This is a genomic window from Streptomyces sp. NRRL F-5126 (assembly GCF_000721265.1).
GTDB lineage: Bacteria > Actinomycetota > Actinomycetes > Streptomycetales > Streptomycetaceae > Streptomyces.
In genome coordinates this window covers 417,822-430,514 of the sequence record NZ_JOFZ01000001.1, presented here as the reverse complement: position 1 = coordinate 430,514, position 12,693 = coordinate 417,822, and the positions used below count along the sequence as shown (strand labels likewise).

At 73.1% G+C, this 12,693-nt stretch carries 11 protein-coding genes; 5 read left to right on the top strand and 6 right to left on the bottom strand.

What is annotated here, in order from left to right; translation table 11 throughout:
• Positions 1–8 precede the first annotated feature (8 nt).
• Positions 9–512, bottom strand: coding sequence for a hypothetical protein (locus tag IH48_RS0101975; RefSeq protein ID WP_030898208.1), 504 nt, complete (start codon positions 510–512; stop codon positions 9–11).
• A gap of 26 nt (positions 513–538) precedes the next feature.
• Positions 539–1,981 carry an MFS transporter gene (locus IH48_RS0101970; RefSeq protein WP_030898206.1) on the bottom strand — a complete coding sequence of 481 codons (1,443 nt, stop codon included), beginning with the start codon at positions 1,979–1,981 and terminating at the stop codon, positions 539–541.
• A 364-nt stretch (positions 1,982–2,345) separates the two neighbouring features.
• Between IH48_RS0101970 and IH48_RS0101965 the strand changes: the two genes are divergently transcribed.
• Positions 2,346–3,395 carry a DUF3027 domain-containing protein gene (locus tag IH48_RS0101965; RefSeq protein WP_030898203.1) on the top strand — a complete coding sequence of 350 codons (1,050 nt, stop codon included), beginning with the start codon at positions 2,346–2,348 and terminating at the stop codon, positions 3,393–3,395.
• 602 nt (positions 3,396–3,997) lie between these two features.
• Positions 3,998–7,210: a sacsin N-terminal ATP-binding-like domain-containing protein gene (locus IH48_RS0101960; protein ID WP_030898201.1), complete on the top strand. Its 3,213-nt coding sequence runs from the start codon at positions 3,998–4,000 to the stop codon at positions 7,208–7,210.
• Positions 7,211–7,252: 42 nt separating this feature from the next.
• Here the strand turns inward: IH48_RS0101960 and IH48_RS0101955 are convergent, their stop codons facing one another.
• Complete coding sequence (locus tag IH48_RS0101955) at positions 7,253–7,960, bottom strand: TetR/AcrR family transcriptional regulator (RefSeq protein WP_030898199.1); 708 nt, start codon at positions 7,958–7,960, stop codon at positions 7,253–7,255.
• An 82-nt stretch (positions 7,961–8,042) separates the two neighbouring features.
• Between IH48_RS0101955 and IH48_RS0101950 the strand changes: the two genes are divergently transcribed.
• Positions 8,043–8,921 carry an aldo/keto reductase gene (locus IH48_RS0101950; protein WP_030898197.1) on the top strand — a complete coding sequence of 293 codons (879 nt, stop codon included), beginning with the start codon at positions 8,043–8,045 and terminating at the stop codon, positions 8,919–8,921.
• A gap of 24 nt (positions 8,922–8,945) precedes the next feature.
• Here IH48_RS0101950 and IH48_RS36120 read toward each other — a convergent pair whose 3' ends face one another.
• Positions 8,946–9,401, bottom strand: coding sequence for a hypothetical protein (locus tag IH48_RS36120; RefSeq protein ID WP_158710223.1), 456 nt, complete (start codon positions 9,399–9,401; stop codon positions 8,946–8,948).
• A 153-nt stretch (positions 9,402–9,554) separates the two neighbouring features.
• Positions 9,555–9,866 carry a DUF2530 domain-containing protein gene (locus IH48_RS0101940; RefSeq protein ID WP_030898193.1) on the bottom strand — a complete coding sequence of 104 codons (312 nt, stop codon included), beginning with the start codon at positions 9,864–9,866 and terminating at the stop codon, positions 9,555–9,557.
• A gap of 272 nt (positions 9,867–10,138) precedes the next feature.
• On the opposite strand from IH48_RS0101940, the gene IH48_RS0101935 reads away from it, so the two are divergent.
• Complete coding sequence (locus IH48_RS0101935; protein ID WP_030898190.1) at positions 10,139–11,593, top strand: NCS2 family permease; 1,455 nt, start codon at positions 10,139–10,141, stop codon at positions 11,591–11,593.
• Positions 11,594–11,640: 47 nt separating this feature from the next.
• Here IH48_RS0101935 and IH48_RS0101930 read toward each other — a convergent pair whose 3' ends face one another.
• Positions 11,641–11,829 carry a hypothetical protein gene (locus IH48_RS0101930; protein ID WP_030898187.1) on the bottom strand — a complete coding sequence of 63 codons (189 nt, stop codon included), beginning with the start codon at positions 11,827–11,829 and terminating at the stop codon, positions 11,641–11,643.
• Between the two features lie 146 nt (positions 11,830–11,975).
• Here IH48_RS0101930 and IH48_RS0101925 point away from each other — a divergent pair, with 146 nt between their 5' ends.
• A complete protein-coding gene (locus IH48_RS0101925; protein WP_030898185.1) occupies positions 11,976–12,416 on the top strand; it encodes a MarR family winged helix-turn-helix transcriptional regulator in 441 nt (146 codons plus the stop codon).
• The last annotated feature ends 277 nt before the right edge of the window (positions 12,417–12,693 follow it).

The window sequence follows — 12,693 nt, the reverse complement described above, 5'->3', positions numbered from 1 at the left end:
CCGGAACGTCAGTCGGAGTTCTTCATCTTGAGCTCGAAGTGCCAGATGCCCCGGATCGACGGGTTCGTCTTGTTGCTCTCCACGATCGCGACCTGCACCGACTTCGGCGTCTGACCGGTCGTCTGGCTCGGCTGGAAGAACGACGCGGCCGGGATCGAACGGTAGGTGGCGGTGGACGGCTGTGCCTCGGCCTGCTGACCGTTGAGGAACAGCGCCCAGCCGTTGCCGTCGTCCACGAGCGCCGGTTCCACGCCGAAGCCGACCGTGTCGTCGGAGCCGACGGTGATGACCTTGTCGGCCTTCGCCGCCAGGCACTTCTGCGCCGTGCTGTTCGAGATCGCCTTGCCGTCGTTGTAGCAGGCGGCCTCCGTGTGGACCGAGCCCGAACCGACCGTCACGGTCGCGAGGGGCGTCGGCTTGTCACAGGCGGAGAGTGCGAGGAGCCCGGCGGACACCGCACCGAGGACGACGCCGGCCCTGCGGGCCTTGGCGGGAATGAGCGCAACGGTCATGGGCGAAGATTATCGGTCCACCCGGCTCACGCCGCGCGGGGGTGTGCCGCGCCGCGCCGGGCGGCCCTCAGCAGCCCTCGTACGGCGGCGACGGCACCGGCCGCCATGACGGCCGCCGCGACCGACATGCCGAGCGAGGCGTTCAGCGGCAGCGCCATCGCGATGCCGCCGCCGACGACCCAGGACATCTGCAGGACCGTCTCCGAGCGTGCGAACGCCGACGTGCGGACCTCCTCGGGCACGTCGCGCTGGATCGTCGCGTCGAGCGACAGCTTGGACAGGGCCTGCGAGAAGCCGGCGACCGCGCCGACGAGCGCGACCATCACGGCGCTGAAGAACAGCGCGGCGAGCACCGAGGCCGTCAGCGCGAGCAGCAGCATCGCGATGACGATCAGCTCCGGCGCGCGCGACCTCAGCCACGCGCCCACCGCCGTCCCGATCGCGTTGCCCGCACCGGCCGACACGCCGACGATGCCGAGGGAGATCGCCGCGCCGAGCCCCGGCAGCGGGTGGTCGCGCAGGAGGAAGGCGAGGAAGAAGGTGAGGAACCCGGAGAGCGCCCGGTGCGCCGAGTTGGCCTGGAGGCCGTGCAGCACGGACGGCCCGACCGTGCGCAGTGTGGGCCGCGGCGGCCTGTCCGTCCGCCCGGACGACCCGAACCTGCCGGTGCGCGTGCTCTTCGCGTCACGGAACCCGCCGGTGTGCGCGCGGCGCGGCTCGGGGCGGTGCCCGTACTCCACCAGGTGCGCGGTGCGCTCGCCCTTCGCGGAGTCCACCTTCGGCGACATGGAGAACGCCAGCCACGTGCCGCCGAGGAAGATGACGCACGCCCCGTACAGCGGCCACTGCACGCCGACCTGGTGCAGACCTGCTCCGATGGGGGCCGCGACGCCCGTCGCGAGCAGCCCGGCGAGCGTTACCCGGGAGTTCGCCTTGACCAGCGGGAACTGCGGTGGCAGCAGCCGCGGCACGACCGCGCTGCGCACCACCCCGTACGCCTTCGACGCGACGAGGCAGCCGAGCGCCGCCGGGTACAGCTCGATGCCGCCCGTCGCCACCGCCCCCGACATCGCGATCGCGAGGACCGCACGGGCCAGCATCGCGATCGCCATGGCGGCCCTGCGCCCGTGCGGCAGCCGGTCGAGCAGCGGGCCGATGACGGGCGCGAGGAGTGTGAAAGGCGCCATCGTGATGGCGAGGTAGAGGGCGACGCGGCCGCGCGCCTCGTCCGTCGGCACGGAGAAGAAGACGGTCGACGCGAGCGCCACGGTGATCATGACGTCGCCCGCGCCGTTGACCGCGTGCAGCTCGATCAGCCTGCCGAGCCCCGACTCGCCGGCCCCGTGGGCGTTGGAGAACTTCCTGACGCCCTTCGCGGGCCCCGTGATGGGCATGTACAGGGCATGACCGATCACCCGCGCCGTCCTGCGGAGCGGGCGGGACGCGTCGGACGACCTGACGGCTGCCACTCCGTCATAGTGCCCCACGCTCCGCGTGAGCGAACCGATCTCGTACGCGACAGCGCGGCGGGACGGGTGCGCGGAAGGGTCACGGCTGTGTTGCGACGGGGCCCGAAGTATGGGAATGACGGCGTGCAGGTGGGCCGGGGGCGAAGGAGGAGGTAGCGTGCGTAGCGCGCCACCGGCGGTTGCTCGCGGCCGCGCGCCCTGTCGTCGTCCCGCACAATGGTTGTGGACAACGTCGAGGTGCGCCCGGGAAGCCGGTCGGGCGAAGGACGTCGATGCGGCCCCCTGGTCCGCTCCGCCTTCGGCCCGCACACCGTTACCGGTCGGCGCACCCGTGCTGCTACGGCGTAGGAGAGAAGCGAGACCTGTGAGTGCTGCGACGATGCGAAGCCGTACCCCCGACCGCCTGTGCGCAGAGGCGGTGGACCTCGCGCGGTCGGTGGCCGAGGAGGTGGCCGCGCCCGGGATCGTGGGCGAGCACGTCTCGGTGGTCGCCGACGGCGACCGGGTCGTCACACACCTCTTCGAGTGCCGCGAGACGGGCTATCGGGGCTGGCGCTGGGCGGTGACAGTGGCCCGCGCGTCCCGCGCCAAGGCCGTCACCGTAGACGAGGCCGTCCTGCTCCCCGGCTCCGACGCGCTCCTCGCCCCCGAGTGGGTGCCGTGGAGCGAGCGGCTGCGCCCCGGCGACATGGGCCCCGGCGACCTGCTGCCGACCGAGGCGGACGACCTGCGGCTCGAACCCGGCTACACCGGCGAGGACGAGGAACCGCCGAACGCGCCCGGCCCCGTGGCCGTGCGCGAGGCCGTGGAGGAGGGCGAAGCGGGCCCTGGGACGACCGCGGCGCCGGAGGGCCGGGCCCCGGCCGCGGAGCTGCCGGAGCCCGCGCCCGCTCCCGCGCCCGTGATGGCGTCGGAAACGGTCGCGGAGCTCGTCGAGTCCGAGGACGCCGAGCTCAACACGCCCGATCTGCCGACGACGGTGCCGGCGCGCGCCCGCATCGCCTCGGTCGCCGAGGAGCTCGGCATGGGCAGGCCGCGTGTCCTTTCGCGATACGGGCTGCACGTGGGCGCCGACCGGTGGGAGGAGCAGTACGGCCCGAAGACCGCGATGGCGCAGGCCGCACCCGCACCCTGCGCCTCGTGCGGCTTCCTGGTGCCGCTCGGCGGGTCGCTGCGCCAGGCCTTCGGCATCTGCGCCAACGAGTTCTCGTCGGCGGACGGGCACGTGGTCTCGCTCGCGTACGGCTGCGGCGGCCATTCCGAGGCGGCCGTCATGCCGAAGCCCCCGGTCCCGGCGCCGCCGGTGCTCGACACCGTGGGCGCGGACGAGTTCCCGCTGCACCCGTCCCGCGAGGAGGGCTCCGTCGCGACGGCGGCCGAGCCCGACGACACGGAGGACCTGGGCCACAGCTGAGCCGCCCGGCCGGGGGTCGGGGCGGCCGCCCCGGCTTGGCCCCCGGACCCGGGCCCCCGGGCCTGGCGGGACCCAGTACGTGCCCGGCCTGGTGGCCTGTCGTGGTCTTCGACCCTGCCGCCCGGCCCCGAGGCGGTCTGCCGCCCGTATCGGCGCGGCGCTGCCGGTGCCCGCCCGTCGGCCTGGCGGCCGATCGGGGCCGTCCGAGTGGGATCCGTACCACCCGCCACCTCCACGACCCGCTTCGGCCGACCGGTCCGTTGGCGTCCCGTGCCTGACACGACGCCCGGGTGCCCGGCCTGCGAGGCCGTCCGTCCTCGCGGTCGCCGGGCGGCCGGCTCTCCGGCCGATGCAGTCGGTGACGTGTCTCGTCGTGCCCGGGGCCCGGCGCGGGGACGTTGCCACGGCGCGGTGCCCCGGCAGTGGGCGCGAAGGCCGGCCGGTCGGCCGGGCCTCTACTCCTGTACTCCGGCGGCAGCCGGTCGGCGGGCCCCGCCGTCGGGGGAGTGCGGCGTGTGGTCACTGGGTAGGGGCCGGTACCTTCGGGCCGCACAGCGAAGCGCGTTCTCGTCGGAGAGCCGGACACAGAGCGGAGTCACATCGTGAGCGTGAGGACCACCGAGGGGGCAGACCCGTTCGGGACCGCGCGGTTGCGGCGCGGGGTGCTCGACTCCTGGGCGGCGAGCCCCGCCAGGTTCCGCGAGGACGCCAACGCCGAGGAGGACCTCGCTCTCGGCGGCTACCGCGACCGCCTGGTCGTCGAGCTCGCCCAGAACGCCGCGGACGCCGCCGCGCGGGCCGGCGTGCCCGGCCGGCTGCGGCTGACGCTGCGGCGCGGCGACGACGACGGCGGTCCTGTCCTCGTCGCCGCCAACACCGGCGCCCCGCTCGACGCCGCGGGCGTCGAATCGCTGTCCACGCTGCGCGCCTCCGCCAAGCGGGAGGAGGCGGACACCGCCGTCGGCAGGTTCGGCGTCGGCTTCGCCGCCGTGCTCGCCGTCAGCGACGAACCCGCCGTCGTCAGCCGCACCGGCGGCGTGCGCTGGTCGCTGACCGACGCGCAGTCCATGGCCCGGCGCAGCGCCGAGCAGAGCACGGGTCTGGCCGACGAGATCAGGCGGCGCGACGGGCACGTGCCGCTGCTGCGCCTCCCGCTGCCCGCCGAGGGCGGGGCGCCCGTCGGCTACGACACCGCCGTGATCCTGCCGCTGCGCGACGGGACCGCCCTCGACCTCGTGCGGCGGCTCCTCGCGGACATCGACGACTCGCTCCTCCTCGCGCTCACCGGCCTCGACGAGATCGTGGTCGAGTCGGACGCCGACGATGCCGACGACGCCGAGCACACCGGGCGCGGCGAGCGCGTGCTGCGCCGCGTCGACGACGGCCCGTTCGTGCGGATCGAGGACGGTGCCGACGCCCGCACCTGGCGGGTCGTGCGGCGGCACGGCACGGTGGACGGGCGCCTGCTCGCCGACCGGCCCACCGAGGAGCGGCTGCGCCCGCACTGGTCGGTGACGTGGGCGGTGCCCATCCAGGACGACGACAGCGACGACGGCGATGACGGCAGCGGCGCAGGCGCGCCCGCGCGCCCCCGCACCGCGCCCGTCGTGCACGCCCCCACGCCCACCGACGAACCCCTCGGCGTGCCGGCCCTGCTCATCGCGTCGTTCCCGCTCGACACCGCGCGTCGCCACCCCGCGCCGGGCCCGCTCACCGACTTCCTCGTCGCCGAGGCCGCCGGCGCGTACGCGGAGCTGCTGGCCTCCTGGGAGCCCGTCTCGACCGGGACCATCGACCTCGTGCCGGGACCGCTCGGCAAGGGCGAGCTCGACGGCGCGCTGCGCGCGGCGATCCTTGAGCGGCTGCCGCGCGTCGCGTTCCTCGCGCCGGCCGTCGCGACGGAGGAGCTGCGTGCGCTGCGGCCGTTCGAGGCGGAGGTCGTGGAGGGCGCGGGCGCCGGCACCGTACGGGTGCTCGCGCAGGTGCTGCCGACGCTGCTGCCCGGCGGGTTCGAGCGCCGCGCCGAGCTGCGCACGCTCGGCGTCGGACGGCTGCCGCTCGGCGACGCGATCGAGCGCATCGCGGGCGCCGCACGCACCCCCGAGTGGTGGCACCGGCTATACGAGTCGCTCGCGGGCGTCGACCCGGACCGTCTTTCGGGCCTGCCCGTGCCGCTGGCGTCGGGCCGTACGACGATCGGCCCCCGCCAGGTGCTGCTGCCGCTGCCGGACACCGAGCCGTCCGCCGAACCGGCGGCCGACCTCGGTCGCCTCGGCCTGAAGGTCGCCCACCCGGACGCCGTGCACCCGCTGCTGGAGAAGCTGGGCGCGCTGCCCGCAACGCCGCGCGCCGTCCTGACGACGCCCCAGGTGCGCGCGGCGGTCGCCGCGTCCCTCGACGCGGACGACGTCTGGGACGAGGACGCCGCCGCGCCCGGCGCCGAGGAGCTGGCGGAGACCGTGCTGCGGCTGGTGCGCGACGCCCGCCTCGAACCGGGCGACGAGCCTTGGCTCGGCGCGCTCGCCCTGCCCGACGAGGACGGCGAACTCGCCCCCGCCGGTGAGCTGGTGCTGCCCGGATCCCCGTTCGCCGAGGTCATGCGCGAGGACGAACTGGCGCTCGTGGACGCCGACCTGGCCGAGCGGTGGGGCGAGCAGCCGCTCGCCGCCTGCGGCGTGCTCGCCGGCTTCGCCCTCGTACGCGCCACGGACGTCGTCCTCGACCCGGACGAACTGGAGCCGCGCAGCGGCGACTTCGCCGAGCCGGACGACGCGGGGCTGCTCGACGCCGTCGACGTGTGGTGCGAGGACGTGCTCGACCGGCTGCCCGAATCGCCGGTGCCGCCCGTCGCGACGGAGATCACCGCCGTGCGCGACCTCGACCTCGTCGACGACGACGCGTGGCCGCGTGCGCTCGCGCTGCTGGCGCGTCCGCCGCTGCGGGACGCGCTGACCCAGCGTGTCCGCGTCCTGCTGCCCGACGGCACGGTGGAGTCCGTGCGGCCGTACACGGCCTGGTGGCTGCGCGACCACCCCGTGCTCGACGGCCGGCGGCCCGCGGGGCTGCGGGCCGCGGGCGGCGACCCGCTCCTCGACGGCCTGTACGACGCCGTCGACGCGACCGGCTTCGACGACGCCGAGGTGCTGCGCGCGCTCGGCGTGCGCACGACGGCGGCCGCGCTGCTCGCGGAGCCCGGCGGCGCGGCCGAACTCCTCGGCCGCCTCGCCGACCAGGACCGCCCGGTGCGCCCGGACCGACTGCGCGCCCTCTACACGGCGCTGGCCGACCTCGACCCGGAACAGGTCACGCTGCCCGACGAGTTGCGCGCGGTGGTGGACGGCGAGGTGCGCGTTGTGGACGCGACGGAGGCGGTCGTCGCGGACGTCCCCGACCTGCTGCCGCTGGCGGGCACCACGCCCCTGCTGCCGGTGTCCCCGGCGCGCTGCGCCGACCTGGCGGAACTGTTCCAGGTGCGGCGGCTGAGCGAGTCGGTCGCGGCGGCGGGCTTCGGCGAGGTGACGTCGGAGGGCGACGAGCACGGTGTCCCCGACTCGGTCCGCGCCCTCCTCGGCCCGGCGACACCGGCGGCGTACATGGAGCACGAGGAACTCGTCGTACGCGGCCCGGCGGGCGACACGGAACTCGACTGGCGCCGCACCGCGGACGGCACCCTGCACGCGGCGACGCTGGAGGGCGTCGCGGCGGGCCTCGCCTGGGCCGCGGGCCAGTGGCCGCGCCGCTTCGAGGTGGCGGCGCTCCTCGAAGACCCGACCCGCGCGGAGGAACTGGCCCGGGCCAGGTGGTTCGACGCGTGACGCGTTCGGGGCCGTCAGCCACACCGGCTCACGGCCCCGCCCCTATCGGGCGAGGCGCCGGAGCCAATCCCGCAGGAGCGCGGTCTCGACGGGGCGGAGGGGGACGGCGTCCGGCGCCGCCCCGCCGAGGGTGGCGTCGAGTGCGAGGGCCCTGGCGGCGAGTGCGGGGTCCGTATCCGGTTCCGGGCCCGGGCCGGTGGTCAGGACGTCGACGAGCGCTTCCCTCATGCGGGGTGAGACCTCCGGATCGCGGTCGCCCTCCGGGATGCCGATCAGGGAGAGCGTCACGCCCGTGACCGCGGCCAGGAGGAGCTGGGCGGCAAGAGCGGGCGCCACCCGCAGCCGCCCGGCGGAGGCGGCGCGGCCGAGGTACACCATGAGGAGCTCCTGCGCCTCCTGCGCGGCGGGCGGGCGGCGCCCGGGGCGATCGGAGCCGTACATCAGCAGGTAGAAGGCGGGGTGCTCCAGGCCGAAGCCGACGTGCCCGTCCCATCCGCGGCGCATGCCGTCGACCGGGTCGCCGCTCGGGGCCCGGGTGCGCTTCTCGGCCAGATAGAGGTCGAAGGCGTGGACGGCCAGCGCCGACAGCAGCCCGTCCTTGTCGCCGAAGAGCTGGTACAGGGAGGCGGCCCGGATGCCCGCCGCCGCCGCGACGGCGCGGGTGGAGAGCGCCTGGGCGCCCTCTCTCTCCAGGAGGTCGGCGGCCACTTCCAGGATCCGCCGGCGGCTGCGGGCCTTCGCGTCGTCCATGTTGCAACGATACGCCAGGAGGCGTATCACTGAACGTGCAGTGATACGTGCTATGTCGTATCACTGATACAGGAGGCGGATGATGAATCGTGTGGGATATGGCGCCATGCAGCTCGCGGGCCCGAAGGTCTGGGGCTTTCCGGACGACCCCGAGGCGGCACGGCGGGTGCTGCGCCTGGCCGTAGAACTGGGCGTGACGTTCTTCGACACCGCGAACGCCTACGGGCCGCGAACGGTGAACCGCCTGATCGGGCAGGCCCTGGGCCCGATCCCCGAGGGTGTGATCGTGGGCAACAAGGTCGGCGCGGAGCGTGGCCCGGACAAGTCCTGGGTCGTCGACGGCCGCCCGGAGACCGTCAGGCGGCAGGTCCACGAGGCGCTGACCGACATGGGCACGGACGCGAGCGAGCTGACGTACCTCCGACTTGTCGGCGACACTCCCGGTGCGCACCAGGACGTGCCGCTGGAGGAGTCCCTCGGCACGCTCGTCGAACTGCGCGACCAGGGACTGATCCGCCGCATCGGCCTGTCCGGCGCATCCCCGCGGATGCTGGCCCGCGCGCAGCGGATGACCTCCGTCGCGGCAGTGCAGAACCGCTTCAACCTGCTCGACCGCAGCGGCGTCCAGGTACTCGCCGACTGCGAGGCCCAGGGCATCCTCTTCGTGCCGTACTTCCCGCTGGCCGCCGGCCGGCTGAGCGACCATCAGAATCTGCTCGGCCCGGCGGAGCGCCTGGGCGCCACACCGTCTCGGATCGCCCTGGCCTGGCTGCTGCGCCGCTCACCCTCCATGGTCGTCATCCCCGGCACGAGCAGCCCCGAGCACCTCCGGTCCAACATCGCGGCGTCCGAGATCGCGGAACAGCTGACCGAGACCGAGGTCGCGCGGCTGACCGGACTGGTCGACGAATCGAAAGCGACGCTCGACCAGTCCCCGGACCCGCTCCCCACCCGCCACTGACCGGGCGCCGAGCGGGCGGATCGCTCAGCCGGTCGGCGCGTGGCCAACGGTGCCGTGCGCGGGCATGTCGGAAGGCCAGGCCACCCGGACGACGGCTGTGAGCTTCTGAGCCGTGCACGGCTCCGGACCCCTCGTGCCGATCATGGCCACCTCGACCCTGTCGGCCTTCGAAGTGAAATGGACGCCTTCGAAGTGCGTGCAGGAGCTGACGTCCACTGTGGCGTCGAAGGGCCGGCCGCCTGTCGGTGCGGCGCCCAGGGAATGCCAGGGCAGGCTGACGCCACCGGATGCCGGCTCGTCGGAGAGCCGCTTCACGAAGGTGCTGGGCGTCGGGAGCGGGATGGTCCGTGCACCTGGACGCGATGGCGGCGGCGCGGGCGTCATGCCCGGGTGAATGGTCGTGACGCAGCCGCAGCAGCATGTCAGCAGTAAGAGCGAGAGCGTCACGGCACACACGTCGACCTTGGCTGCGCTCACCATGCCTCGTCGCCCCCGGCACGCAGTATGCCGTCCGGTCGCATGCCCAGGGAGGGTCGTGCAGGTGATCAGTCAGGAGGGGCCCGCCACCCCTGGGTTCGTACTCGCGGAAGGGGTCCGCCGTGCGACGTCGTGCGGGTCCATCGCGAAGCGCCGTCAGTGCGTGGAGTCGTCTCCGGACGGGGCGGGCGCGTCGGGCTCCGAGGCGTTCGACGCGGCCGCTGCCGCGCGCTTGATCGCCGCGTCACGCTGGCGTACGTACCAGATGCCGAAGCAGCCCAGGCCGGCGCCGGTCAGGCACGTCCAGATCCACCAGGCGTGGCCGTGGTCGCTGAACCAGCCGTAGAACGGGAGCTGGCCGAGGAACATCACGAACCAGATGATCGTGCCGATGGTGACGGTGGCGACGATCGGGCCTTCGAGGGGCGCGGGCGCCTCGCGTTGCGGCCTCGCCGCTGATCCGGTCATGGGCGTCAGTCTATGGGGGCGGCCCCGGGCGCCGAGGGGTGTGGGCCGTTCGTAGGAATCGCCGAGGCCGGTGTGTGGGCGGCTCCGGGCTTCCTGCCCTGGTAGAACGGGCATCTACGCGCGGAGATGGTGATCTTCACGTTCTTTTGTTCATACTGAAACAGTTTCCGGTCGAGCGTTGACCTGATCTGCTCGTATGAAAGTCCAAGAGAGCAGCCAGTACGACCGAACACGTCCTGCTCTCCACACTGACGACGACTGAGGTCACCCGCATGCCCCCCTCGGCCACCGCTCCGGTCGGCACCGCAGCTCAGCCCCCCACCCCCGCCGGCCCGCACAGCGGCCTCGACCGGTACTTCAAGATCACGGAGCGTGGCTCCTCGGTCGCCCGCGAGATCAGGGGCGGCTTCGCCACCTTCTTCGCGATGGCCTACATCATCGTGCTCAACCCGATCATCCTGGGCAGCGCGCACGACATGTACGGGCACCAGCTCGCCGGGGGGCAGCTCGTCACGGCCACCGTCCTGACCGCCGCGTTCACCACGCTCCTCATGGGCGTGTTCGGCAACGTGCCGATCGCGCTCGCCGCGGGGCTCGGCGTGAACTCCGTCGTCGCGCTCCAGCTCGCGCCCCGGATGAGCTGGCCCGACGCGATGGGCATGGTCGTGCTGGCCGGGTTCGTCGTTATGCTGCTGGTGGCGACCGGCCTGCGGGAGCGCGTGATGAACGCCGTGCCCGGCGGGCTGCGCAAGGGCATCGCGATCGGCATCGGCCTGTTCATCATGCTGATCGGGCTCGTCGACTCCGGGTTCGTCTCCCGCATCCCCGACGCCGCCCACACCACCGTGCCACTGGAGCTCGGCAGCACCGGCCACCTCAACGGCTGGCCGGTGCTGATCTTCGCGCTCGGCGCGATGCTCACGCTGGCGCTGCTGGTGCGCAAGGTGCCCGGCGCGATCCTGATCTCCATCGTCGCGATGACGGTGCTCGCGCTCGTCATCAACTCCGTCGCCCACGTGACGACGTGGGGCCTGACCGTGCCGAAGTGGCCCGGCAACCCCGTCGCCTCGCCCGACTTCGGCCTTGTCGGCCACATCAGCCTGTTCGGCGGCTTCCACAAGGTCGGCGTCCTGACCGGCGTCCTGTTCGTGTTCACCGTGCTGCTGTCGTCGTTCTTCGACGCGATGGGCACGGTGCTCGGAGTCGGCGACAAGGCGGGTCTGACGGACGAGCGCGGCCGGATCCCCGGCATCAACAAGATCCTCTTCATCGACGGAATCGGTGTCGCGGCCGGTGGCGCGAGCTCCTCGTCCGCGGGCACCTGCTTCGTCGAGTCGACGGCCGGCGTCGGTGAGGGCGCGCGCACGGGGCTCGCCTCCATCGTGACCGGCCTGCTCTTCACGGCGTCGCTGTTCCTGACGCCACTGGCGACGATGGTGCCCTCGCAGGCGGCCACGCCCGCGCTGGTGGCGGTCGGGTTCATGATCCTCGCCGCGTCGATCAAGGACATCGACTGGAGCGACTACTCGATCGCCATCCCCGCGTTCCTCGCGATGGTGATGATGCCGTTCACGTACTCGATCACCAACGGCATCGGCATCGGCTTCATCTCCTTCACCGTGCTCCGGCTGGCGCTCGGGCGGCCCAAGGAGGTGCCGGCGCCGATGTACGTGGTGTCGGCGGTCTTCCTCTTCTACTACCTGATGCCCGCCTTCGGCCTGGCCTGACGGGTCGGACCGGGCCTGACCGGAGGCGGGCCGGGCCCCGCCTCCGGTCAGCCTGTGGACGACCGGTAGAACTTCTCCGTCTCGTCGACCGCGGCCTTGAAGCGTTCGTCGAAGTCGTCACGCACGAGCGTTCTCACGACGTAGTCCTGCACACTCATCCCCCGTCTTTCCGCGTGGTGCCTGATCCGGTCGAGCAGCTCACCGTCGATCCGCAGGCTGAGCACTGTCGATCCCATGTCGACAAGGGTCAGGGCCCGGTACGGACCTGCGGGTCGCTTTCCGGAACACCGTCACTCGTACGAGTGAAATGTGTGCGCGAGGACACTCGCGACCCGGTGCATGGTAGTACTACTTAGCTTGAGTAATGAGTTACTCTAAATACATGCCTGTCCTGTCCCACGGCGCCGAGGACGACGCCGCCGTGAACTCCCTACGCTCCGCTGTCATGCGGCTGGGGCGCCGGCTCAAGCACCAGCGTGTGGACGAGTCGCTGACCCCTACCGAGATGTCGGTGCTCGGGACGCTGCGCCGATGCGGCTCCGCCACGCCCGGGGAGCTGGCGCGCAAGGAGCATGTCCAGCCGCCGTCGATGACCAGAATCGTGGCGCTGCTTGAGGCGAAGGGGCTGGTCAGGCTGGATCCGCACCCCGAGGACCGTCGGCAGAAGGTGATCAGCAGGACCGAGCAGGCCGAGGCGATGCTCGAAGAGAGCCGCCGCAAGCGGAACGTCTGGCTGGCGTCCCTGGCCGAGGGCCTTGACGAGGACGAGTGGGCGAAGCTGCGCGCTGCCGCCCCCGTCCTCGAGAAGCTCGCCGATCTGTGAGCACGTTTGCCGCGTGTGCCACCTGTGCCACCCGAGAACGCCGCCGTGACGGCGTCGCCGCACCATCGCGTCACCGCTGAGGAGGCGAACGCACTTTGAGTACGGGATCCGGAGCAGACTCCGCCCCCGCACCGAACTCCGCCAACGACAACGATCACGACCACGAGAACCCCGCGACACCCGGCCGCACCACCGCCGGCGATGGCGCGAACGCCGGCGCCGACGCCGGGAGTGTCGAGAAGGCCGCGGAGGGACTCGCCTCCGCAGGCCCCGGCGC